The 23,959-nt window shown below is 68.2% G+C and carries 13 protein-coding genes and 3 pseudogenes; 7 read left to right on the top strand and 9 right to left on the bottom strand.

Features of this window, described 5'->3' with window-relative positions; all coding sequences use genetic code 11:
- Nucleotides 1-53 precede the first annotated feature (53 nt).
- From ACFWBY_RS32245 to ACFWBY_RS32220, 6 genes are all read right to left on the bottom strand, one after another.
- Nucleotides 54-2,321: a hypothetical protein gene (locus ACFWBY_RS32245; RefSeq protein ID WP_385334169.1), complete on the bottom strand. Its 2,268-nt coding sequence runs from the start codon at nucleotides 2,319-2,321 to the stop codon at nucleotides 54-56.
- Nucleotides 2,322-2,433: 112 nt separating this feature from the next.
- Complete coding sequence (locus ACFWBY_RS32240; protein WP_385334167.1) at nucleotides 2,434-4,977, bottom strand: DUF6603 domain-containing protein; 2,544 nt, start codon at nucleotides 4,975-4,977, stop codon at nucleotides 2,434-2,436.
- 705 nt (nucleotides 4,978-5,682) lie between these two features.
- On the bottom strand, nucleotides 5,683-6,168 hold the full coding sequence (locus ACFWBY_RS32235; RefSeq protein ID WP_385334165.1) for a hypothetical protein: 486 nt from the start codon (nucleotides 6,166-6,168) through the stop codon (nucleotides 5,683-5,685).
- On the bottom strand, nucleotides 6,165-8,321 hold the full coding sequence (locus ACFWBY_RS32230) for a hypothetical protein (RefSeq protein WP_385334162.1): 2,157 nt from the start codon (nucleotides 8,319-8,321) through the stop codon (nucleotides 6,165-6,167). The genes ACFWBY_RS32235 and ACFWBY_RS32230 overlap by 4 nt, the downstream gene beginning before the upstream one ends.
- On the bottom strand, nucleotides 8,318-10,132 hold the full coding sequence (locus ACFWBY_RS32225; protein WP_385334161.1) for a hypothetical protein: 1,815 nt from the start codon (nucleotides 10,130-10,132) through the stop codon (nucleotides 8,318-8,320). The genes ACFWBY_RS32230 and ACFWBY_RS32225 overlap by 4 nt, the downstream gene beginning before the upstream one ends.
- Nucleotides 10,129-11,601: a tyrosine-type recombinase/integrase gene (locus ACFWBY_RS32220; RefSeq protein ID WP_385334159.1), complete on the bottom strand. Its 1,473-nt coding sequence runs from the start codon at nucleotides 11,599-11,601 to the stop codon at nucleotides 10,129-10,131. The genes ACFWBY_RS32225 and ACFWBY_RS32220 overlap by 4 nt, the downstream gene beginning before the upstream one ends.
- 487 nt (nucleotides 11,602-12,088) lie before the next feature.
- On the opposite strand from ACFWBY_RS32220, the gene ACFWBY_RS32215 reads away from it, so the two are divergent.
- Both ACFWBY_RS32215 and ACFWBY_RS32210 read left to right on the top strand, forming a co-directional pair.
- The gene (locus ACFWBY_RS32215; protein ID WP_385334157.1) at nucleotides 12,089-13,216 is read left to right on the top strand and encodes a hypothetical protein; all 1,128 of its coding nucleotides are present in this window, start codon (nucleotides 12,089-12,091) and stop codon (nucleotides 13,214-13,216) included.
- A 183-nt stretch (nucleotides 13,217-13,399) separates the two neighbouring features.
- Nucleotides 13,400-13,720: pseudogene (locus ACFWBY_RS32210) on the top strand (hypothetical protein); the annotation flags it as partial.
- 198 nt (nucleotides 13,721-13,918) lie between these two features.
- Here ACFWBY_RS32210 and ACFWBY_RS32205 read toward each other — a convergent pair.
- Together ACFWBY_RS32205 and ACFWBY_RS32200 are read right to left on the bottom strand one after the other, a co-directional pair.
- Nucleotides 13,919-15,604: an FG-GAP-like repeat-containing protein gene (locus ACFWBY_RS32205; protein WP_385334155.1), complete on the bottom strand. Its 1,686-nt coding sequence runs from the start codon at nucleotides 15,602-15,604 to the stop codon at nucleotides 13,919-13,921.
- A gap of 61 nt (nucleotides 15,605-15,665) precedes the next feature.
- Complete coding sequence (locus tag ACFWBY_RS32200) at nucleotides 15,666-16,385, bottom strand: hypothetical protein (RefSeq protein ID WP_385334154.1); 720 nt, start codon at nucleotides 16,383-16,385, stop codon at nucleotides 15,666-15,668.
- Between the two features lie 352 nt (nucleotides 16,386-16,737).
- Between ACFWBY_RS32200 and ACFWBY_RS32195 the strand changes: the two genes are divergently transcribed.
- Both ACFWBY_RS32195 and ACFWBY_RS32190 read left to right on the top strand, forming a co-directional pair.
- Nucleotides 16,738-17,835 carry a hypothetical protein gene (locus tag ACFWBY_RS32195; RefSeq protein ID WP_385334152.1) on the top strand — a complete coding sequence of 366 codons (1,098 nt, stop codon included), beginning with the start codon at nucleotides 16,738-16,740 and terminating at the stop codon, nucleotides 17,833-17,835.
- Nucleotides 17,836-17,868: 33 nt separating this feature from the next.
- Nucleotides 17,869-18,399 (top strand): hypothetical protein, encoded by a 531-nt coding sequence (locus tag ACFWBY_RS32190; protein ID WP_385334150.1) that lies wholly within the window; start codon nucleotides 17,869-17,871, stop codon nucleotides 18,397-18,399.
- 52 nt (nucleotides 18,400-18,451) lie between these two features.
- On the opposite strand, the gene ACFWBY_RS32185 is transcribed toward ACFWBY_RS32190, so the two are convergent.
- Complete coding sequence (locus tag ACFWBY_RS32185) at nucleotides 18,452-19,990, bottom strand: RICIN domain-containing protein (RefSeq protein ID WP_385334148.1); 1,539 nt, start codon at nucleotides 19,988-19,990, stop codon at nucleotides 18,452-18,454.
- Between the two features lie 754 nt (nucleotides 19,991-20,744).
- Between ACFWBY_RS32185 and ACFWBY_RS32180 the strand changes: the two genes are divergently transcribed.
- From ACFWBY_RS32180 to ACFWBY_RS32170, 3 genes and pseudogenes are all read left to right on the top strand, one after another.
- Complete coding sequence (locus tag ACFWBY_RS32180) at nucleotides 20,745-21,935, top strand: IS701 family transposase (RefSeq protein ID WP_385334262.1); 1,191 nt, start codon at nucleotides 20,745-20,747, stop codon at nucleotides 21,933-21,935.
- A gap of 234 nt (nucleotides 21,936-22,169) precedes the next feature.
- Nucleotides 22,170-22,981: pseudogene (locus ACFWBY_RS32175) on the top strand (IS5 family transposase); the annotation flags it as partial.
- A gap of 34 nt (nucleotides 22,982-23,015) precedes the next feature.
- A pseudogene (locus ACFWBY_RS32170) lies at nucleotides 23,016-23,207 on the top strand (hypothetical protein); the annotation flags it as partial.
- Nucleotides 23,208-23,959: the final 752 nt, after the last annotated feature.

The following is a 23,959-nucleotide window of genomic DNA, read 5'->3' as shown; positions in this document are numbered from 1 at the left end:
GGCCCGAGGTCCTTTCGGTCAGCGCATTGGCAGTGCAGCGCGGGGACGTGGAGTCAGGGCCGGGAGAAGGTCTGGGCCTGCGGCGCGTTGATCATCTGCAGGGCGAACTGCGCGGAGGAGATCCGCTGCCCACCGGTGAGCCCGTGCGCGCTGGACAGGGCGGGCACCAAGGCGTCGCCGGTACCGTCGACATTAAGGACATCCCTCCCGCCCGGGCGCAGGAAGCGCCGGAAGCGGCTGTCGTCGGCAGGCGGTGGCGGAGGGAACTCGCCCATGGGGTGGCCGATGTGATCTCCGGTGATCTCGCGGAGCTCGATGGTGCCGCGGTCACCGATGCCGAAGCACAGACCCCGCGGGGGCTCGGCGAGCTCGAAGCGGTCGATGACCTCGGGGAAGAGCGCCAGGCGAATCTGAGAGCCGAAGACGGCCTCCCGTACGGGTTCGACGACTTCGGTGCCCTTGTAGGCGGTGACGATCGTCTGGGGCCAGTTCTCCACCAGGCTGGAGTTGACGAGCACAGCGCACTTCGGCACCGGACCGCCGTCGGTCGCCAGAGCGTTGAGGTCGGCGTCCAGGGCGTGGCCGACGCCGACGCTCAGCGCCCCGTCCACCGCGGCCCGCACCCACGCGGGATCGAGGTAGGCGAAGCGGATGCTCTCGGCCGGCAGCGCGCGGGGGTCGGGGACCAGGTGGGAGAGGCTCAGCAGTTCCAGGCGGCGCAGCGCGTCCAGCCAGTCGGTGACCTTCTTGAAGTCGTCCGGGGCGGCCTGGGTGAGCAGGCCGGCGAGGTCGGGCTGGGCCAGGACGGCACGCGCGTCCCCCGGACCGCGGCGGGTGCGCACACCCGTGCGGCGGCGGCCGGCGCGCAGCTGCGGGCCGGCTTGGTCGAGGGCCTGGTTGAGGCGGGCGCCGCCGGAGCGTGCGCCGCCGTCAGTGAGGAGCCGATCGAATGCCTCGAACGCGAGCGGCGCGGTCAGGTGACGGCCGTTCAGCGTGCTCGCGGCGGCGTGGGCGAGCTGCGGGTGGGAGGCCAGACGCCGAACCGCGGAGCGTGCCGCGGAGCGGAACTCTAGGAGGGCGTTGCGGAATTCGGCGTTGGCGAGGGCCAGGGTGCGGCCGGTGGTGAACGCGGCGGCGTAGGCGGTGTCGAACACGCCGTAGCGCTGCAGGTAGATCAGCGCCTCACCGGGTGAGTCCAGGCGGGTGGCGGCCGCCGGGGGCGGGGTTTGGGCCGGCTGCGCGGTGAGCGGGCCGCGGTAGAAGGCGAGGGTGCGCTCGCCGGTCTCCAGGCGCTGCGGCAGGGCCACGGCCCCGGACGCCATCCGGTCCACGGCTTCCTTCTGCGCTCCGGCCGGGTTGGCCGGTGCCGTGGTCGGCACCCGTAGGCGCAGCTCGTCCGCGGGACGCGGGAGGGGCTCGTCGCCGGTGCCGCCGTCGGTGGCGGCCAGGCGCTGTGCGAGGTCGCCGAAGCCGACGCCGGAGTCGGGTTCGGTGGTGAAGCACCAGGAGGCGAGGGAGACCAGGCGTACGCCGTCGGTGGGCGCCGGTCCGGTCAGGTGCCGGTCGTGGCCTTCGAGGGAAACGAGGTGGACGACGTGACGCCCGCCGGTGGCTGCGGGAAAGCGGTTGGCCACGAGGACGGCGTTGAGTTCGCCCTCGTCCGGCTCGGGGTCCGCGCCGGCGCGGGTGTGGTCGGCGTCGGGGCGTCCGCCCTCGCGCAGGTGCGCGAGGTAACCCATCTCCACCGGCAGCGGCTTCACCGCGTCGAACAGCGCGGCCGGGACGAGGACGGAGGCGCACTGCTCGTCGTACTCGTCAGGACGCATGCTCCCCGAGGCGATGACCGGCACCGCTCCAAGGCCGTGGGCCCCCTCCAGGAGCTCGCGCACGGTGCCCGTCTTGACCAGGCCCACCGCGTCCCGGTCCTCGGGCAGTTCGTCCTCGCGGAACAGCAGCAGGGCCATCCACGGGACGGCTCCCGGCTGGCCCTCACCGAGCAGCCGGGCCCACGGCAGGCCGGGGGCGTCGAGGTTGATGTGGGCGAGAGTCTGGCTGTAGGTGCCCACCGCGTCCGGCACGGGGAACTGCGCGTTGATGCCCGTCGGGTCGAAGCTGAAGCGCGGCTGGACGACATCGAAAGGTTGCGGGGTGGCATCGACGGTCCGGTCCGTGCCGTCGACGTCCTTGAGGACCTGCCGGTTGTCGATCCGATACCGACCGGCGTAGAGGGAGGGGATGCGGTGGTCGAAGAACCGTGTGCGGTGCTGGCCCGCCGGCTCGGTGGGGCGCGGCGGAGAGGCGGGTTCGGACGTGGTGGTCACAGGGCGTGCCTTTCGACAGAACGCGGCGGAGGGCGGGGCGGGGCACCGTGCGCAGGCGCGTGGCGAGGCGGGGCCGCCCCACCTATGAGGCGGCCCAGTGGTACGCGTCGGGTCAGCCGGCGACGAGCATCGGCTCGGCAGTGAACGCGGTGCCGGCGGCGTGGGCATAGGCGGGCAGCTCGCTGTGGAGAACGCCGAGGTCCGTGCCGAGCCCCTTGAGCGCCTGGGCCAGGGCGGCGCGGCTGTCGCGGGTGACTGGGGTGTCGATGCCGTTGTGGATCGCTGCGATCACCCCGCCGGGCCGCGTCGGCACCGGGCCCGTGGCCGGCTCCCCGGACAGTGGCTGCTTGCCGTCGGGGTTGATGGGGTCGAAGGAGATGGCCTTCTCGTCGAGGAACCCGGTGGAGGTGCCGTGGTCGACCGGCGGCGAGGTCAGCCGGATCCCGAGGATCCGGCCGGGGATGATCCCGTCGTCGGCCCCGTCCGGGCGCTGGCCCCACAGGCCGTTGGGCACGTTGCCGCGCAGGATGGTGCGGCCCCAGGACGCCAGGGTCGCGGGCTTGGCGTTGTAGGTGAGCCAGACGCGCAGTTCGCTGCCCTTGCCCCGCAGATGCATGGGCAGGATGTCCACCGCATCACCGGCGGCGGCTTCAATGGTGTCGCTGCCCTGGTTCAGGTACACCTTGCTGACGGGGGCCTGGGTGTCGGCGGTGAACGTGAAGCCGCCGTTGCTGACCAGCCACGGCTTGACCGCACCGCGGGTGGCCGGGGCGCCCTCGCCGGCGTAGCCGGCGATCGCCGTGGTGCGGACCATGTTCTCCGGCGGAGGGAGCATGCCCTGGAAGCCGCCCCAGTCCAGCGCCGGCGTGTGGTTGCGGCGGCCGGCGCCGAAGCCGATGGTGAAGGAGATGAACCACAGGTGGACGGTGGCCTCGCCGCCGACCGACGGGCCCCAGACGCGGACACTGACGCCGACCTCGATCGAGATCTTGATCTTGACGAACCAGACCTTGATGGTCGCCGAGACCCCGACCCGGATGCCCATGCCGACGTCGAAGTAGAAGGGGTTCCACTCCAGCAGGGCGTCCACCCGGGCGGTGAGCCAGGCGCGCAGCATCCCGGACTGGAAGACGACGTCCAGGGAACCGCCGGCCATCAGGGACTTGGGTGTGAACGCGGCGTAGGCGTTGCCGGTGATGTTGACGGTGGAGCCGACGCCCCAGGTGATGCTGGCGGGCTGCTGTTTGGGGTAGCGGGCGGGCAGCTCCCGGCCCGCGGGGATCGCGCCGAGCATGAACGCGAAGTCGCCGGCGTTCTTGTGGTTGCCGAACCAGAACTTCATGCCGACGCCGCCGCGCAGCTTGCAGTTCGGGTCGATGAGGAACGTCTTCTCGGTGAACGCCGCCCCGATGCTCAGCTCCCCGGCCGTCGGCCGCAACGTGGCCTCGATGCCGATCTCCACCCGGGCGATCTTCTTGTCGCTCTTGGTGGGCAGCTGCATCCCGGCCGCACCGAGCAGGCTGATCGTCAGGTCGGAGCCGGTCTGCACCAGCGCCATGGCGCGGCCGCTGAACGTCTCGAAGCAGTCGAAGGCCAAACCTGCCGCGAACCACAGGTCGCCCTCCTGCGGCCGCACCCACGGAAGTGAGCCGCCGATCAGCTTGCTGAGGACCTCGAGGGGGTCGACCTCATCGTCACCGGCGCCGATCGCCCCCGGATTGTCCAAGGCCATCAGGAACGGGAAGTCGTCCAGAGCGTCGGCGGCCGGCACCCGCACACGGCTGTTCCACCCGAACCCCGCCGAGATCCCGCGCACCTGGAACAGCGGCGGGCCGAAACCGACCTGGCTGCCCAGCGAACCGTAGGCGAACAGCGACGGATCCGCACCGGAGCCGGGCACCACGTAGGCGCCCATCGCCGAGCCGTTGAACGCGCCGGTGTCCACCAGCAGCACCCCGCCGACCACCGTCTTGTACGGCGGGGAAGCCGGCAGCGCCGTCAGTGCACCAGCAATCCGCAGCGGCGGGCTGTAGTAGTCGACGCTCAGCCCGTTCTCGCCGCCCGGGGTACCGATCGGCGACCAGCCGCGCACCGACGGCGCATCCAAGACCCGCATGCCCTTTCGGAGACGCGGCCCGGGACGGGGAGTGAGGATGCCGTGATCGGTGACCAGCGCACGGGGTGTCCGGTGCCGGGCAGCTGCGTCGCGGCCGGCTCCGTCGCGGGGCTTCACGGCGGGCAGGGCGCGGCCCAGGCCGTCCAGACGCTGGGGGTCGGTCGGCGGCGCGGGCATGCGCCGGGTCAGCCGCAGCGCCCGGCCGTCCGTCAGCGCCCAGGCCCCGGCGGGCAGATCCGTACCGTCCGGGGCGCCATCGACCAGGACCAGACTGCAGTCCTGGCCCAGGTCGACCGTGGCCACCGCTCCGGTCACCCACTCGCCGTCGACGGTGAACGCGAGGTCCACCGGCGCCGTGGACGCGGTGATCTTTGCCTGCCCGCCGACCGACAGGGTCCGCGATCCGCCCACCGCGCCGTCGATTCGCACCGTACCGCCCGGAAAGACGAGCCCCGCGGCGTCGGGGTCGGCGAACACCGACACCGGGATCTCGACCGCACCGCCCGCCGCCTGGTCGAGAAGCTTCCGAAGGTCTTCCACGCGTGCTGTCACAGCGATCCAGCCTCTACTCGCGGCAAAAGGGGAAGGCGGAAACGGACCTGCTATCGGCGATGAGCTGCCGTGTCCGCTGCGACTATCCTAGCCAGACGGGCACGTAGAGCTTACAAACAATGACCCTGAGTAGTGAGATTGGCCGAAAGGCGGCGCGCGGATTGCGCGTGTGAGCGGAGCTGCACAACCGCGCCGCTGCGCGTGCAGAAGCGTTCTACCCGCCCCGCCGCAGGACCTCCGAGACTGCCCATCGACCAGGTGCCGTGGTTGTCCCGGGCGCTGACGCGCGAGACCGGGAACAAGACAAGCCTGGTGGGTCGAGTGGTAAAGCATCCGTGCCGACCCCGACCATCCTGCTGGCATGCCAGAACGCTGTCATCCACCGCGTGTGGGACTGGAGGTCATGGCCGGTTGCTCCGCCCATTTCCTTCCCGCCCGGTACTACGACTGACATACCCCGCCACACCTTTCCCAGACGCCGCCCTCGGCCACGCCACCTTCGGGGCGAGCCACAAGGCTCGGCCTGTCCCCCTCCACCGTCTCGAGGAACCCATGAACCCCTTGCTCCCGAGCGACTGGGCTTCGCCAAGCAGTGGGAACACCGCTTTGAACCGGGACTTGACTGCCCCGACGCGCCCCCATCTGCGGACGACCATCCGTCAGCGGCTCGCACGATCGCCCGGCCCGTGCCGGTCAGGCTGGCGGCTTCCGAAGCGGCCGGACAGTGCCACCGGTCGCATCGGCGATCTGGCCGCGGAGGGCGGCCGCGTCGACCTCCAGCTCCGCATTGCGCAAGGCCAGGACCTGGATCTGGTTCGCGTAGGTGGCGACGGTGGTCTTCAGCTCACGGACCTCCCCGGCCTTCTCTCGGCGGAACTCGCGTAGTTCCTTCCGCAGCCGGGTCACCTCGGTCTTGAGCTCGTCAACCTCTGGACGCTTGGCGTCGGGGGCGGTGAGGATTTCCTTGATGGCGCCGGCGACGGGCGAGCGGTAGTAGGACGCCCGGGAGATGCCCGCCTCGGCGGCGATGTTCACGACGTTGACGGAGCCGTCCGTGATCTCCGGGCGGCCGTCCAGCAGCCGCTCGAACGCGCGCATGATGTTGCGGTCCATGTCGGTCAGCTCGTATCCGCGGGAGAGCTGGGCGAAGACAGTCTGGGTAGTGCGCGGGCCGGTCACTGGCGGCTGCCTTCCTCGTCGGTGAGTTCAATGACCAAGCTATCGAGGGTGGCTTGGTACTCACGGATGGCGGTTTCTTGGAGGTGAGGAAGGCCCCTGGTGTCCTTGAACTCCTCGCGGGCGAGGTCTCGCGTGAGCTGGATCCGGGGAAGATGGACCGCCGACCGACGGGAGTTGGGGCAGGTCACGCACATGTTGAGCATCGGTAGGGGCTGCCGGATGGTCTTGGCCCGTTTGCCGCAAACGGCGGTCTCCGCGTGGTGGAAGCAGTCGTTCAGTGCGCCGGGGTGCAGGGTGCGGGTCAGGTGCCGCAGCATCGTCCGGAGCCGTTCCGGGCTGGCAACGGCTCCTGGTAGGTCGCCGAGTTCGGCCCGGATGCGGTCGAATTCGGCCTCGACCCGCTTGACCCCGCCGCCGGCGGACCGGCCTCCTTCGTTCCAGTCGTGGTAGAGGTCCTCGACGTAGTCCAACCGGGCGACGGCCTTGTCGGCGGCGACCTCGTCGGCAAATCCGGAGGCTGAGGTTCCGGCGTATCCCTCGAAGATTGCGTGACTGGCGTGTTTGTACTGCCGGGTTCCGGCGACGACCCCGAACGGCTGGTTGGCGATGTGCCACGACAGCGTGCGCCGGAACTGCCGGGTGTCGAACGACCAGGCCAAAGGGTCCTCGTCCGTGGCTTCGTCGTCCTTACCGGTGTCGACGGGCTCTGCCTCGGCTCCGAGACCGAGGTCCTCCTGCGCCAGAAGTGGGATGTAGGGGCCCTCCACCGTGCTGAACAAGGCGTTCAGGTGATCACGGAAGTTATTGAGCCGTAGGGGGATGTTGGACAGCAAGGCGTATCCCGAAAGCTGTCGGTATCCGAACAGGTGGGTGGGATCATCGTTGATGAGCCTCAGCACCTCGACGGCCTCGTGGACGACGCCCAACACCACCCAGTCGGCCTCGTCGCCGGAGAGCCTGCGGTTCTTGTAGACACGTCCACGGATTTTGTACCGGGTTCGGCCGTCGGCGCCGACTTCGGTGAACGCGCAGTCGCGTCCCAGTTCCCGCACTTCCATGTCGCGCATGCCCGAGAGGTAGGCGATGACGACCCAGCACGCGACGCGCAGATGAACGATCTCCGCGTTCACCGAGGTGGCGCTCAGTCCGTCCCGCCAGGGGCAGCCAGTCGCCGGCCACAATGCTCGGGCGGTGGGCAGGCCCCCCTGTTCCCAGCCCAACTCGTTCCCGGCCACCACGAGGAGGTGACGCAGGTGGTGGATGGATCGGGTGCCGCTCAAATGCCTGATCATGGCCAGGTTCGGGGCCTGGACCACACCGTCGACGACCGTCACTCCGGGCACGGTGTGGATGTGCTCCAGCGGGAGGGCAGGCAGGCCGCGGCCCTCTGCTCGCCGCTGGGTGATGAACCGCTCGACCTTTTCCCGCGTCGGGCTGCCGCTCCTACCGAACGGCAGCGGCTGGGGCTCAGCCTTCGCGGCCTCCATCAGGCTGGCAAGGTCGTCGCGGGCGGCCAGTAGGTCACGGCTGGCGCACTGAACGTAGAAGATTGCCGCGGCCAGGATGGGCCGCATGATGTCCTCGGGAATGCGAGGAGTGGTGTTCTCATCGCTGTTCGCCAGGCCGGAGATCTGCCGAGCGGTGCGGTAGGGCCAGGGCCTGAGCGTCAGCCGGTCGTAGGAGAGGTAGGGGCCGAACTCGGCCAGCCGCTTGAGTGTGGTGACCTGGTCCTCGACCATGTTGGGACCCGACGGCCGCAGGAGCGGGAGCAAAGCTTCCAAGTGCTCGCGGCGCACGTCCTGCAGCCGGTCGACCCCGATCGCGCGCAGGTGCCTCCAGACCCGGGCCAGGGTGTGGATCGCCTGGGGGAGCCCGGTGGGCTTGGCCGGGCGAAGCTGGTTGCCCGGCGTCTCCCGAAGGAGTGCGAACGCGTACTCCTTCGCTGTGTGCCGCTGGAGGCCCTCCTCGAAGACGAGGAAGTTCACCCGGCCGCGCCGGGTTGTCCGCGGCAGGAACTCCCGCAGGTCCCAGACATCGTCGCGGAACCGGGGACCCCGGCTCGCCTTGCCTCTGGTGTACTTCTCGGGCAGCACGAAGTCATCCGGGGCGGGCCGGATCCGCACCGCGAGCGAGGTCGCGAACGTCAGCGTCACTGGATCGTCTCCAAGAACGAGGAGGGCAGGACGAACCGAGGACCGCCGGCCTCGGCGATCGCACGAGCGGTCGTGACCTGGCGTGTGCTGAACCGGTTCAGGACCCCGGTGGTGATGCGCTCGTGGGCCAGGCCGAACCGGGCTTGCCACTCGGGGACCGAGAACTCCTCGCGCTGGCGCTCGATGGTGTCCAGCATGGACAGCACCGCCGGCAGGTGGCGGGTGGTGAATACCGCGTTCGGGCACTCCAGGCACACCCATGGCGGGACCGGGCATGCAGCCCCCTTCTTCGCGGCGTACGGCGAGGCGAAGAAGTTCATGCACGAGGACAGCCACACGTCCGTCGCGCCGGACAACACGTCCTGCACGACCTGGGACGACAGCTCCTCCTGCCCGTCGTCCAGCCGGCTGCCGTCTTCGCCCAGCACTACGGGCGGTGGCAACGTGACTGCCAGCGCCTCAGCGAGTCCTGCCTCCACGGCCTGGTCGTGGATCTCGTCGTGGGCGGCGATGTCCGCGTAGTGTCGGGCCGCGACGCCGGGCGAGTGCCCGCTGACGAAGTCGGGCAGGATCCCGCCCGCGCGGAGGTACTGCCGGGACTTGAACGTCTTGCGGATCCGGCGCAGGTCCAGCGAGACGCTCCCGCCGTCATGGTCCTTCATCGCATCGATCTTGTTCTCCGCCATGAACGCCCGTCGCGGAAACGTGTCCACCGCGACGGTCCGAGTGAATCGAGGTGCCAGCACGCCCGTAGTCCCTGAGGGGAGCACCCACAGTTCTCCCGCTCCGGTCATGTCCCGTGCCCGTTGGGTCAGCCGGAGGGCAAGGCGGATGACGCCGCCCGGTGTGTGCAGTGTGCCGCTGTCGCGCACCCGGAGCGACTTGTTCTGTTCGGCTCGGGAACGGCGCTTGAGGTAGCTGACGGTGACGTAGCCACGAGCGGGGCTGACCAGGCAGGTGGCCAGCAGTTCCCTGATGGCCTCGGGCTCCAGGCCTGTCTGGCAGGCCAGGAGGACCTGGAATCGAACCATGTCCCCGGGCGTCAGGAACAGACGTGAGTTCAGCGCTTTCATGCCGCCGTGGTCGGCGACCCCGCGGATGGCGAGGTGGCCCGGGGTGAGCGGGCCTCGGTTCGCCAGGTACCAGCAGATGTTCTCCAGCCGGTCCCATCCGTGCGCCTCGGGATCGTGGCCCTTCTCGGCCAGCCGTTCGCCTTCCAGTATTCGCTCGCGGATCTTTCCGACCCCGGCCAGGGCTGCGGCCTCCATCGCTTCATATACCGGGAACGGGTATGCGTTCAGTGGTTTCGAGGCGGTGGTCTCTTCGGAACTGCGCCTGGCGTTGATGCGGTTGGCAAACTCCAGTTCGAACTGGCCGGGCTGGGCTTCGTCCACCTTTCGCAGAATCCGTAGCAACAGCGCGAGCACATCCACCCGCTGGCTTTCTGCGTCGTTTTGTCCGAGCAGGACCTGCTTGTACGCGTCGAGCAGGCCCGGCTCCAGGTCGTCCAGGGCGATCTCTCCGTGACCCTCAAGGGCAGCTGCGGTGAAGGCGACGAAATCACGGACGGTCTGCACAGCCTCCTGCAGCCGCGCCCGCTGCCTCACCCCGCCCTTGGTACCGAGTTCCTCGATCATGGCACTCGCCAGCGGCCGGACCAGGCGAGGATGTCCAAGACCGGACAGGTCCACCACCATCTCCGTGCCCAGCACGAGCAACGGCACGGAGAACACCACCGGCCCGAGGCTCGACACCGGATCCCCCGTCGGCGGGGTCGCCGTCGCCGAGAACCGCACGCGCTTCGGGCTCACAGGTCACCTTCCGCGAACTCGATGCTGTCCAGTGCCGCCGCTTGCTCGTCCCACTCGGCCAGCGCTGCGAGAACGATCTCCTGGGCCTCGTCCAGGACATCCAGGTAGAGGTAGACCGTGTGCTCCCGGGTATGCCCGAGCAGCAGCTGCAGTTTGCGCATCGGATTACCGATCAGCATCCGCTTGATCTGGGCCAGCGTGAAGCGGCGGTCCTCGGCCATTCCCATCGCCCGGATCGTCTGGCGCAGCAATAGCCCCAACATGTGCACGGCGAATGTATGCCGCAGAGTGTGCGGGTGCACGTCGAAGTCGAGGCCGAAGCTCGCGCACCGCTTATTCGCCCGCCGGAACGCTGACTGCCAAGTGGAGCTCTTCAGCGGCTGCCCGTCTTCTCCCAGCCACAGCCAGAGCGGACCGGCCTCACGGCCGTGCGCGTCCACCGATACCAGCCGCAAGCGGTCCTCGTAGCCCATGTCGGCATAGGTCCGAGCTCGCCGACTGCCCTCGATCAGCAGCGCTTGTCGGCTCGAACGCAGTACTCTGTGCCCGTCTGCCCAGGTGTAGCCGCGGGCCTCGCGTGTTCGCTGGACCACCTCATCGCGCTCGATGGCGAGGTAGTGGTGCAGATCCCGCACCACTCGTCGGCGCGCGAAGACGGTGCGGGCCTTCTCCCTCTTGGTCGTCGACTTCGACAGATGGAAGTCCCCGCGGCCGTGGGCGAGCGGCGGCACTTCGGGCACCAGCAGGCACGACGCCTCCGTCAGCCGCATCCCGGTGCAGACCAGCAAGTCCGAGAACAGCGCATTGCGTTCGGCGTTGCGCCCGCGCCACTTCGGATCGCGCTCACCGTCCGGCAAGAAGCCACGCAGCCCCACATCCCGCCACAGGAGATAGTCCTCGTACGGCAGGAACGTGATCGGCCGATCGCTCTTGCCGAGCTCCGCCTCGGCGTTCACCCGGACCTGGACGGGGCCCTGCGGAGTCATCACCATCTTGTCGACGTACCGGAACGGCTCCGCGGCCAGGAGTTCTGCGTCCAGCGACCACTGCACCCACTTGTCGAGCGAGGCCAACAGCCGGTTCCAGGTCCCGTAGCCGATCCGGTCGCCGGGGTTGGCAGCGAAGAGCCGGGCCTGCTTGAGAGCACGTAGATCGGCACCATCCATGTCCCAGATCGTCTTGCCGCCCCGGCCCTCGTGGAGAAACCGGCAGGTGATCATCAAGTCGGAGCAGTACGCCTGCTGACCGTTGGTCGAGCGGACACCCCAACTTGGCAGGTCCCGGATCATCCGATTCAGATTCAAGTCGTAGGAGCCGTCCGGTCCGAGGATGAAGCGCTGCCTCTCCTCGACGCCAGCCCGGCGCAGAACTCCGTGTGCGTCGGCGCAGTCCACCGCCGCGAACTCCACAACGGTCCGATGGCTGTCAACCACCGCCTCGGCAGATGCTTCCTCCACGGCGCTGGACAAGCCGCTCTCCTGACTCATTGGTGAGACACATGGAAGACCGCATAATCTGGCGATCTTTGAGACACCTCATTGTGCCGCGATAACCTGCGGCAGCCGCGTCGCGGCGATCGACAGCGACATCCCGGAGATCGGCATCAACGTCACTGCCCTCGACGACACCAGCGGCCCAGACCTCGTGCCGATCCACGCGTCCTTCCGCGACAACGCCGTGCACTGGCTGCCCCCGGTGCCGGAAACCGAGCACAACACGGCCGGTTGACCGTCTGCCCTCGGCTCGGCCACGTCACCTGCGGCCTCGAAGGCCCCCGGTCGGTGCCGCGGACGCAGGCCGCCCCTGCTGCTTCCCCCAGGTCAGATAGGACTGTCAGTGGCTGCTGTCACGATGTGATCGCACTGCGTCACACTTTCTGGAGGAACGGGGCATCCCTTGGGCAAGGCATCACGTCGTCGCCGTCAGCATCAGCAGGGACAGGGACAGGGGCGCCCCTTGGCACTGACCTTCTGCGACGTCGACTTCGATCGCGGCTCTCGTGCTCACGGACGCGGGGTTGCCCCCGCGCCGCCAGAGGGCTGGGTGATCGGCCGGGCCGGGCTCGTCCATGCCGAATGGAGCGGGGCCGAACTCCGCGTCACGGGACAAGAACTGATCGAAGGACCCCGCCCTGCCAGCCGCTTGATCAACGCTCTGCACGGAAAGCGGCTAGTCATCGGCCACGGCATCCTCACCGCCGATCTTCGCGCGGCCGCCATGGTCACCGACGTCCCAGACTCCCTGCTCAAGCGGACCGTCGACACGCTCGCTTTCGCTCATCGCATTCGCGGCAAGCGCTACCCCACCGGCTGCGGTCTGGCCGCGCTGGCGAAGGCGAACCTCCGCGATCCGCGCGCCAAGCCGGCCCAGCCGTCTTCCGCCCCCGGGCTTCGGCCGGGCGGCGGCATGCACGGCATCTCTCCCGAGCGGGGCGACAACGACCCGCGCGAGGACGCGCTGACCGTTGCCCGCCTCTGGCAGACCATGGTCACCACGCGGGCACTCTCCTGGGGAGCAGGAAATCCCTCCTGGACTCACTACGACGGCGACACCCGCCCTGGCACGCCCGCCGGCGCCGCCGCCTTGGCGGACGAGAACATCGCCGAGCTCACCGGACAGCTACGGCAGATCGAAGCCGCCGAATGGGCGCAGCGAGTCCGTTTCGAAGGCCGCGTCATGCGGCCCACCAGCACCGACTCAGTGGCCGCCATGCTGGCCCTCCACTCCGCCAAGGACCTTCCCGCACCTCAGCAGGTCCGAGAGCTCGCAGACGCCCTCCAAGAAGCTGGAGAGATCCCGCCGGACCATCTGGACAGCGAGGATCTCCTCACCGCCGTCCAGTGCCTCGGCCCCCGCCAGAACATCGACGTCCGCGAACGCATCCTCAACGGCAAGAAGCTCACCAAACTGCTCAGGGAAAACCTCGCCATCTATCTCTGGGAAGTCACCCATCCGGAGTGGATGAAGATGTTCTGGGAGACCCGCAAACTCGCCAGGACCACTGCCATCGGTGAACTTCGCCTGTCACACCTCAAGCTCGAGCAACGCAAGATCCGGGGACGCGTGCTCAACGTCTTCGATTAGGAAGCTGCACGGCCGGAATTCCTGCGAACTAATGCGGCTCTGACCTACTTTGGCGAGATGAGTCAGCTGTGCCAGCGAGCAGGGCCGCTCCCCGAGTGGCGCGGTGGTAGGTCACCCAGAGGCTACCTTCGGCGCGACCCTGAACCCTGAACACAAGGACTTGACAGGGAAACCTGTGTCTGCCGCCACTGTCAAAAGCTCGGCGGCACACCAGTGATGTGGTGGGTGGGATTCGAGACGGTCACCTGGACTGGTGAGGGCGGCGAGCCAACCTGGTACGAGACCTTCGAAGGCGAAGCAAAGCGCGGCTTCTGCCCGACGTGCGTTATGCAAGCAGAATGTGTGTCCATGTGTCTCGTGTCTCAAGCCGGGCACGTGACCGGCATCGTGTACAGGCGTATCACCGTCACACGGGCCAAGCCCCTCGAAGCTGTGCGCCAGGGCTGGTCAGCCGGAAGCCCGCGGTCGACCTCGACCACCCAGACGTCAGCATCAGCACCCTGAGCGGAGCCCTTCCCCGCGGGCTGACGCTGAGCGGCCTGAGGCAAGACCGAGCCGTCTCTCACTGTCAGCGCAGTAGCCGGATTACTGCGGCTGCTCGACGTGCGGCCTGGCAGGCGAGGGCGCACCGGGCCGCACGTCGGGTCGGGGTGACGGGTTCCGGCAGGTCACCGTGGTCCGGCTGAAGAGGTTTGCCGACGGTTATCGGGTTTGGAAGCGCCGGTAGAGGTTGCGGGCCACGTACACGCCCGAGCCGCCGAAGCCGACGATGTCGACGCGTTTGTCGCCGGTGATGTCGGCGAGGAAGCGGGGGTGGCGGTCGACCCGCCAGCCGCCTGCGTTCTCGTTGTAGCCGAAGCCGCGGCACACCAGCTGGGCCTGCTCGAACCGGCCGTCGCCGCGGTTGTGCGATACCCAGACCCCTTCGTTGCCGAAGCCGACGATGTCCGGGTTGCCGTCGCCGGTGACGTCGGCGAGGAAGCGAAGGTGCTTCTTACTCGTCCACCCCTGGGCGTGCCCGAAGTCGTTCAGGACGAGCTTGGCGCGCTCGAACGTGCCGTCGCCGCGTCCGCGTGCGACGACGACGCCCTGCGGGCCGAACCCGACGATGTCCACCGCCCCGCCATCGGTGGTGCTGAGCAGGAACCGGGGGTGTTCCTCGACCGAGCTCCACCCCTGGTCGACGCCGAAGTCGTCGAGGACGTACAGAGGGTCGGCGAACGTGCCGTCCTCGTTCTGGAGGGAGATCCAGACGCCGTCGTCGTGGAAGCCGACGATGTCGAGCCGGCCGTTGCTGGTGGTGGCGGCGAGGAAGCGGGGATGCTTGTCGGCAAGCCACCCGCCGGCCTGCTGGCCGTGCCCGAACGCCTTGAGGACCGGCTCGCCGCCCGCAGGCGGGAACGTCCCGTCCTCGTTCTGGGGGGATACCTGGACACCGTCGGTGGCAAGCACGACGACGTCGGGCTTGCCGTCGCCCGTCAGGTCGACGAGGGTCCACCGGTCCGCGGGATGCGAGGAGGGCGCGGACTGGTGCAGGACGCGTTCGTCGTCGTCGAACGTTCCGTCGCCCCTGCCGGACGACGTCACAGCCCCCTTCGCAGGCTTGAGCCCGACGATGTCCTTTCGCCCTGCTTTCGTGGTGTCGGCGAGGAACCGGTCACCGAGCCCGGCCCACCAGCTCGGTTGCCCGCTGGGACAGTGGTTGGCCTTGTAACTCTTCCACCCGCCGGCGTCCTGGTCGCTGCCGAACTTCTCGAGGACCAGCAGCATGTCGCTGAAGCAGGGCGTGGCGCCGTGTGCCGGCCGCAGCGCGTTAGGGCGGCTCAAACGCCAGGACCGGCGGCCGTTCCAGTGATCCAGGGAGGCCCAGGGCAGCACGGGGTCGCTGACGCGCTCGGGCTCGGCCGCGACGAACCGCCACCGCTGGCTCTCCGCGCTGTCGTCGTGCTCGCGCAGGACGACCCGGGTGCCCTCCACGTCGTCCACGTCGGGATTGGCGGGGTCGGCGAGGTCGAGAACGGCGCTGTCGGTCGCGGCCTCGATGAAGTACACGCCCGCTTCACCCTCAACGGGGACGAGGTGCCAGTGCTGGGCCTTCCTGCCGGCGGTGGCGTTCCACTGCCTGACGCCGCTATCTGCGGCGGCGGGGTTGTCGAGCACCTTGTCATTGGCCGCGTTGCGGATCACATACGCCTGTTCTCCCTGTGCTTGTCCGCCCTGCGCGGCCTGTACGGGGGTGAGGTGCCACTGCTCCGGGCTCGGCCCGCCTTCGGGGAAGTCGCGGACGACGAGCGCCCCGTCCGCGCCCGGCGCGGCCTTGGCGCCGAGGGTCTTCCCCGTGGCGGCGTTGACGATCTCCAGTTTCAATTCTTGCGTGGGCACGGGCATTGTGGTGCCTCTTCCAGGCGGTTGGGGCGTGGGCTCGGGACGGGTGCGCGGCTGCTGCGGATCACGTGAAGACGTGGTGGTACGGCACGCTCCACTCGTTGGGCAGCCGCGGGTAGAACGTGTTGATGACCGTGCCGGTGAAGTCCCCGCCCCAGTTGTAGGTGAGACGCACCTCGCTGTCGGCCCCTACCGCGTGGTCCTTGAACCCGAGGATGGCATCGGGGTGGGTGATCGGCACAAAGGTGATCCCGCCCCACGGCGTCACCGTGACGACCCAGAGCTGGGTGTCCTCGGGCGCGCCGTTCTTCCCGCGCCACAGGGCGTCCACCTTGTCGGGCAGGCCGACCTGAACGGTGTCGGCCGTGCTCTCGGGAGCCTTTTGGTGGACGGTGATGCGCCTGCGCTGTGGCTTGGGCGCCCCGTCGTCGCCGCGCCCGGCGTCGGCTTGGCCCGCACTGGCGAGCTTGGGCGTGACCTGGCCCGCCGCGCTCTCGATGAAGTACAGCGGTCGCTGCCCGAAGAAGCCGGCGGGAGTGATGTGCCAGAGGTGGCCCTTGGCCTCCTTGGTGGCGGAGTCGAGCGCTGTGGACAGCTTGACGCCGTTCTTGTGGTCGTCCTCCTTCAGCTCTGCGGGTCGCAGGTAGCCGCCGTTGAAGGCGTGGACGAGCATGACCGGCCGATTCTCCACCAGCGCGGCCACGATCGCGTTGTCGTAGCTGTTTACCGCCACCGGGCCGCCGACCACCAGATTCGACATCGCCGTGCGTTCCTGGGTGTACATCGCGGAAACCTCACCTGTTCTGAATTATTGAAAACGCATCGGACGCTCAATGCAGTGGCCTGTCGCGCGGCATTTCCGCACACTCGAAAACGACTGGATTGACTGACACGAATAACCCACCCGTAGGCGGGTTGATTCGGGAATCCACCGGTCGAGTGATCGACAAGCCTCAAGGTACCCATGAAATAGAAGAGTTGAGGAAGCTGTCGAGCATTTATCACTCGATTGAGCGCATGGTACGGAGATGCCTTCCCGGGCGGCGGAGCGCATGTTAGCTTCGCCTTTCTGGGCAGGCAGATTTTTGTTTGCATTTCATCTAGTGGAATTCGGCCGGATTAGTCGAGGGCGGGGAATGTCTTCCAACGCGTACATCCTGGGGCGGGCCAAGCGTCAGCCGCTGACGAAGAAGAACCTGCGGGAGCTCAACATCGCGGAGATCTGGGAGTCCATCCTGGACCACCCCAATCTGGTCTACGTCGACGGCTACGGCGTGCGGCACAAGCCCGTCGGGTTCTCCGTGAACAAGTCGAGCTTCGGCACCTTTCCCGGGACCGCGTTCGAGCGTGGCTGGCTCGCGTACATGAACCTCGGGGAGCCGCTGATCGAAGAGCGGTGCGACATCAGCCAGTCCCCACCCGACACGTTCTCCTGCCGCACCTACGTCAACCGCAGCCAGGCGTCCGCGATGACGTTCACCGACTCGGTCGATTTCACCGTGTCGAACGGGGTCACCTGGTCGCTTTCCGGGGAGGCCAAACTCACCTTCGGCGGCAGCGTCACCGCGCAGCTCCAGCTCCAGCTGCAGAACCAGCTCAAGATGGACCTGCAGACGCAGCTCCAGACGCAGCTCCAGAACGAGATGGCGAACAAGAACGCCAACACGATGACGAACAAAAACAGCAAGGACAGCGTGGGGGTGGACAATGCCAACGCCACCGAGACGGGTGTGAGGAACGCGGCGACGAACTCCGCTACGAACGCGGTGACGAACTCGGTGGCGTTCACGACCACGGGCAGCGCCACCGGCACCGCGGCGCTCAACGCCTCGTTGCTGCTGGGCATCTCGGGCTCCGTCGGTGGCTCCCTGAACACCAGCTGGGCCTCGAAATCGCAGATCTCCGGCCAGGTCCCGCCCGGCTCCCGCGTGGAGACCCTCGCCACCCAGCGGCGTTGCCTCAAGCAGTTCCGCTACGAGATCCCGGTGACCTTCACCGGGCTGATCGCGGTGATGTACGCCGTGCCGGTGGCGGTCCTGTCTCCCCCGCAGCCCGGCAACTACCCCGGTCTCGACAAGCTGGTCGCCCGCGACATCGGTGATATCGACCTGGCCCGCGGCGGCTTCCGTATGAAGGGGCTGGCCGAGGTCGTCTCTTCCCTGGACGTCCACCACACGATGTTCGACGGCGAGGACCTGATCGACGACCCGCGAGCCTTGTACAAGCAGCCCTGACCGGGCACACGACGACGACAAAGGGTGACGACCATGGTGTTCGGCAACATCTTCAAATCCGCGGGCGACAGCGCGAAACTCTTCTCGGTGAACACCAACGAAGACAAGCCCCGACCGGCGAGTGTCGACGACTTCGAGGACGTCGAAACCGACGCGTACGACGACAAAAGCACGAGCCTGGACAGCAGCACCATTCATGGGGCTTCCTTTCAGGCGAAGGTGGTACGCGAGCAGTCACCCGAAGCACGGGCCATGCTGGGCTTCCTCGGCTCCTTCATCCAGACCACCCAGCGATCGGCCGGTAAGCAGGCCGAGTACGCCCAAGATCCCGGCTCGGTGTCCACGGCGGCGTCGGACGGCATGCGGAAGGCGCGTGAGACGGTGGAGAAGCACGAGGGCCTTCAGAAGAACCCGGACCTGGCGAGCAAGCCGAACAAGAGCGAGTACACCAAAGCCCCCAAGGCTCCCGAAGCACCCAAGGCCGAGGAGCCCGGCAAGGCCCCCCCGGCGAGCGCCGAGAAACCCCCTCGTTCCGAGGAGCCCCCCCGTTCCAAGTCCGAGTAGGGCCCGGCTTCGCGTGGGTCAGGGGCGACGCGGCCCCTGACCCACGCGTGTGTCACACGGGGAGCAACTGCCACTGCCGGTTGCGTTGGTCGCCCTGCGACCCGTGCTGCCTGATCACGGTGCGGGCGTTGGTGTCGACGTACAGAAGCAGACCGCTGTTTCGGTTCGCGATCTCGAACACTCGCGGGCTGTCGGTCACCGAGCCCACCGGGATCAGCTTCCACTGCTGGTGGCGCGCGTCAGCACCCCCGTGGGCACGCTGCGTCACCACTGCCCCGTCCGCCGTTCCCGCTCCGACGACCTCCAGCACCTTGCCGCTGCGCACGTTCTCGATCCTGTACAGAATGTCGCCGTCGTCATGGCCCGCCGCGATGAGCCGCCACTGCTGGTGATCCCGGGAGGCGGCGAGGGTCTGGTGTACCTCGGCCCCGTCCTTGGTCGACTCACGTACGACCCCCATCCGCAACTTGCTGCGGACGTTGGCCCAGGAAGCCACCGTGCCCGAATCGGGCAGCCCGGCAATCCTCGCCGACGTGACCCTCCGGACCCGGTTATTGCTCAGGTCCGCGATGTAGAGGGTGTCGACACAGTCCACGGCGAGCCCGCACGGGGAGTTCAACGGGGCCGAGGTTGCCGGGACGCCGTCACCGCCATAAGTCGCGGCGCCCGTGCCCGCGACCGTGCTGATCTTCTTGTCGGCCGTCACCTTCCGAACCCGGTGGTTGTTGCAGTCGGCGATGTAGAGGGTGTCAGTGCTGTCCACCACCACGGCCATGGGGGTGTACAACGGGGCCGAGATTGCCGGGACACCGTCAGTGCCGAAGGTCGCGGCGCTCGTGCCGGCGACCGTGCTGATCTTCCCATCGGACCACGTGATCTTCCGGACCCGGTTGTTGCCGGAATCGGCGATGTAGAGGTCGCCCGCACTGTCCACCGCCACTCCGTGCGGGTACTGCAAGGGGGCCGAGGTTGCCGGGACGCCGTCACCGCCATAAGTCGCGGCGCTCGTGCCCGCGACTGTTTTGATCTTCCCGTCGGCCATGGTGACCTTCCGGACCCGGTTGTTGCTGTAGTCAGCGATGTAGAGGTCGCCCGCACTGTCCACCGCCACTCCCGACGGGTAGCTCAGCCGCGCGGAGGTGGCGAGGTCACCGTCACCACCGAATGCCGCGGTGCCCGTGCCGGCGACCGTGCTGATCTTCCCGTCGGCCATGGTGACCTTCCGGACCCGGTTGTTGCTGGAATCGGCGATGTAGAGGTCGCCCGCACTGTCCACCGCCACCCCACGCGGGTATTGCAGCTGGGCCGAAACGGCGAGGCCGCCGTCTCCCCCGGGTCCCGCGACCCCGGTCCCCGCGACCGTACTGATCTTTCCGTCAGTCGTGATCTTCCGGACCCGATGGTTGCCGTAGTCGGCGATGTAAACGGTGCCGGAACTGTCCACGGCGAGTCCGATCGGATTGCTCAACTGAGCTGAGACAGCGCGCACATTCTCCCCTTGGGGCGGCCCCGCGACCCCGGTCCCCGCGACCGTGCTGATCGGAGGGTCGAAGTGCTCGTCACCCGTGGCTGCCGTGGGGGCAGTGCTCATGGTCTTCCCTTCACCGTTCACCATTACCGACCGCCCACTACGGACGGCCGGAGGTTGACTGCAGGAAGTCGCAGGAATGTCGGGGCGACGAAATCACTTGCGTGTGTTTCCTGTGGGGCACGTTGGCGAGATCACACCGGATCGGTAGCAGCCCCCGCCAACACCCTGACGCGGAAACCGCTCGACCGCCGCGGCGGCTTGGATCAGCCCGAAGCGCTCTGGGAGGCGGTGGCAGCGAACGGCTCGCCACGACACGCCATCACCAAGCGTGAAAATTCGGCCAGCTCCCTTCCGCCCGTCCAAGCCGCGATTCCCCTTGCGAGAAGACTCCCTGCAAGGGGGATGCTGGCAGTCCAGCAGGTCAGGCAAACGGCGCAAGCATCATCTAAGTCGACGACTCAGCCCTAAAGGAGACGTTTAGTGATGGAGCGGCGCGCTCATTCCTTGCCTCTAGCGCCGTCCGCCGGTCCACCGAATGACCTGAAAGAACTCGCCCACACGGGTTATCCCATCTCCCACACGCAGTCTTCGCAGCGCGGTGGCTGGCGCCGACCGAACGTGCACCGGGCGTGATCGAAGCCGACGCCGACGGGGACGCAGCCGCTCGGCCTCCTGGTGGCGCAGCGCTTCGACCAGTCCTTCACAACCGCGGGCGCGCGAGGCTGCAACCAGTGCACTTGGGCGAGTGGTGCCCTCGTCGGCCCTAGTACTGCAACGGCGTTTGGTGTGACTGGTGGCCAGGTTGGTCGTTGGTCTGGTTACGGGTGGGGTACTTGGTGATGTGAGGGCATGGTCGGCGGGTCTGGGTGAGGTGCACGAGCGGTTCGTGCACCGGTTTGCCCGGTCGGAGCCGCGTGAGTCGGCGCTGGCGTATATGCGGGGACTGATATCTCCGCTGGAGCGGAAGAACGGCTGGACACTCGCGGAAGAGGCTGGGCATGGGGGCCCGGACCGCATGCACCGGCTGCTGAACCGGTGCGACTGGGACGCCGATGAAGTCCTCGACGACGTCCGCGACTACGTCGTCGAGTATCTCGGTGACCCGGGTGCGGTGCTGATCGTGGACGACACCGGGTTCCTGAAGAAGGGCATCCGCTCGGCCGGCGTCCAGCGCCAATACTCGGGAACGGCGGGACGCACGGAAAATTGCCAGGTCGGTGTCTTCCTCGCCTATGCCGGTGCCCGCGGCCGCACGCTGATCGACCGCCGCCTGTATCTGCCCACGTCATGGATCGACGACCGGGAACGCTGCCGGGCCGCGGGCATCGAGGACACGGTCACCTTCGAGACGAAAGCGGCCATCGCCAAGGCCATGGTCCGCCGGGCGATCGCGGAGAGGATTCCGTTTCGGTGGGTGACCGCGGATGCCGCCTACGGCTTCTCCAAAGGCTGGCGGACCGAGCTCGAGCGGGCGGACGTCTTCCACGTCATGGCCACCACCCGCCACGACACCGTCGTCACCCGGTGGGCCATGGACCACCGGGTTCACGACCTGTTCAGCGGCCTTGCGAGGCAGAAGTGGAAGCGCCGTTCCTGCGGGAACGGCGCCCACGGCCCGCGCGTCTACGACTGGGCCAGGGTGGAGGTCAGGCCCTGGCACCGCGAGGATCGCCGGCACTGGGTCATCGCCCGCCGAAGCGTGAGCCGGCCCGACCAGATCTTCTACTACATCGCCTACTGCCCGGCCGAGACCATTCTCGACGAACTCATTCACGTCGCGGGCAGCCGCTGGGCCGTCGAGGAATGCTTCCAGACCGCGAAACAGGAATGCGGCCTGGACGACTACCAAGTCCGCCGATACCCCGGCTGGCACCGCCACATCACCCTCGCCATGGCCGCCCACGCCTGCCTCACCGTCCTGAAGGCCCGCGAAGCGGACACGGGGAAAGCAGAAACGGATCCTCCCAGCTCATACCCCTCACCCTCCCCGAACTCCGACGGCTGATCACCCGCCTCACCCACCGCCGACCAGCACCCGTCGACCACGTCCTGCACTGGTCACACTGGCGCCGCAGACGACAGTTCCAGGCCCGCATCAGCCACTACAAACGACGCGGCCACACGCCATCAGAGACCGCCAACCTGTCAGAGCAAAGACCGTTGCAGTACTAGCGCGTGTCTCTTTGATGGGTTGGTCAGTTGACCGGATGTGTCTGTCCGATTAGTGATCACTGATGCGATGTGGGACCGGATCGAGCCGCTGATGCCGGCCGATCCGGTTCGTGGACGACGGTGGGCCGACCACCGCCGCACCCTGGAGGCCATCGCCTGGAAGTACCGCACCAACTCGCCCTGGCGTGACCTGCCAGGCGAGCTCGGTCCGTTCCAGACCGCTCACAAACGGCTGGTCCGATGGGCCGTCGACGGCACCCGGGAACGGATCCTGACTTCCGTCCTGGCCGCGGCGGACGCCGCCGACGACATCGACTGGACCGTCTCCGTCGACTCGACCGTCGTCCGGGCCCACCAGCACGCCGCCGGAGCACTCAAAAAGGGGCGGCGGGACGCCAGGAGCCGGTCGATCACGCACTCGGCCGCTCCCGCGGAGGCCTGAGCACCAAGGTCCACCTGGCGGCCGACGGCCGGGCCCGGCCCCTGGCCTTCACCGTCACCGCAGGCCAGGCCGGTGACGCACCTGCCTTCGCGACGGCGATGGACCCTATCCGCGTGCCCCGCACCGGACCGGGCAGGCCCCGGACCAGGCCCAACGCTGTTCTGGCCGACCGCGCCTACTCCTCACGCGCCATCCGGGCCCATCTGCAGCGCCGGGGAATCCGCGCGGTCATCCCGCAACCGTCCGACCAGATCCGCCACCGCCAACGGCGAGGCCGTCACGGCGGCCGCCCGCCCGGCTTCGACCGCGAGGCCTACAAACAGCGCAACACAGTCGAGCGCTGCATCAACCGCCTCAAGCAGTGGCGCGGCCTGGCCACACGAACCGACAAACTCGCCATCGCCTACCAGGCCGCACTCCACCTCGCAGGCATCCTCAATCCGGACCCGAAACTGACCAAAGAGACAGGACCTAGCCGCCCTGGACGACTGTCTGGGCGGCACGCTCGGCTACGCCACCCCCGGCACCCTGCTCTGGCGGAACGCCGCGACCGCACGCGAGCACCTGTCCCAGACCCTGAATGCAGACGGCCAGCCGTACGACCTTTTCTCCGAGGTCCTCGACGTGCTGGCCGGGGGCGGCATGCGCGTCACCTTGGCATGAGCTCCTTCCCGCCCGTTGGTGGCCGCCAATCAGTTCCCTCAAGATCCGCCAACAAGAACTCTCCGCGCGCTCCTGACCTGCACGGCTCAAGTCATGATCCGCCATCCGTTTCCCCGGCCCGGATTCGCCTGCCCCCGATCACGAAATCCTCGCGGGCGAACCGGCGTACGGACACGGTGGGCATGGTGCGCCCCAGCAGCTCCTCGACCGCACCTTCCAGCTCCTGGGGCCTTCTGCGCAGCCTGTCGGCGAGGTGGGGGTGTCGCAGGAGGTGGAGGGTGCCGTGGCTGATGGCGTGGGTGACGTTTTTCGATGCCGGCCCACCGCAGTTGGAAGGTGAGGGCGACGAGTTCGTCCTCGCTCGGCGACGGCCCGCACCCGGTCCTCGAGGGCGCTGATGCGGCGGGCTGTGAACGGTGCGGCTGCCAGGCGGCGCAGTCTCCTGTAGTCGGCGCCCGTCCCGGTTTTGCACGTTCGCGCCCAGGGCGCCAGGCAACACGAACCCGGGGTGCCCATCGGCGGCATGGCTCTGGTCGACATGCGCTAACCGCTAACCGCTAACCGACGGGTTCGAAGGTTCTTGGAGCACCCTCGCGGCAAACCCGAGGTGCACCGCACCTGAACACCCCACCTTTCCGCTGGGTATCGGCTGACCGGCTGCCCGGCAGGCCGCGAGGCGACCTGCTGTACTCGGCTACTGGCACCGTACCTCACTGGTCGCGTGTGGCAGCGATGCCGCGCCGCCGCGCCCG

Source organism: Streptomyces sp. NPDC060049 (assembly GCF_042736715.1).
GTDB lineage: Bacteria > Actinomycetota > Actinomycetes > Streptomycetales > Streptomycetaceae > Streptomyces.
The sequence above is the reverse complement of the archived record's forward strand: the minus strand, read 5'-3'. Positions and strand labels throughout refer to the sequence as shown.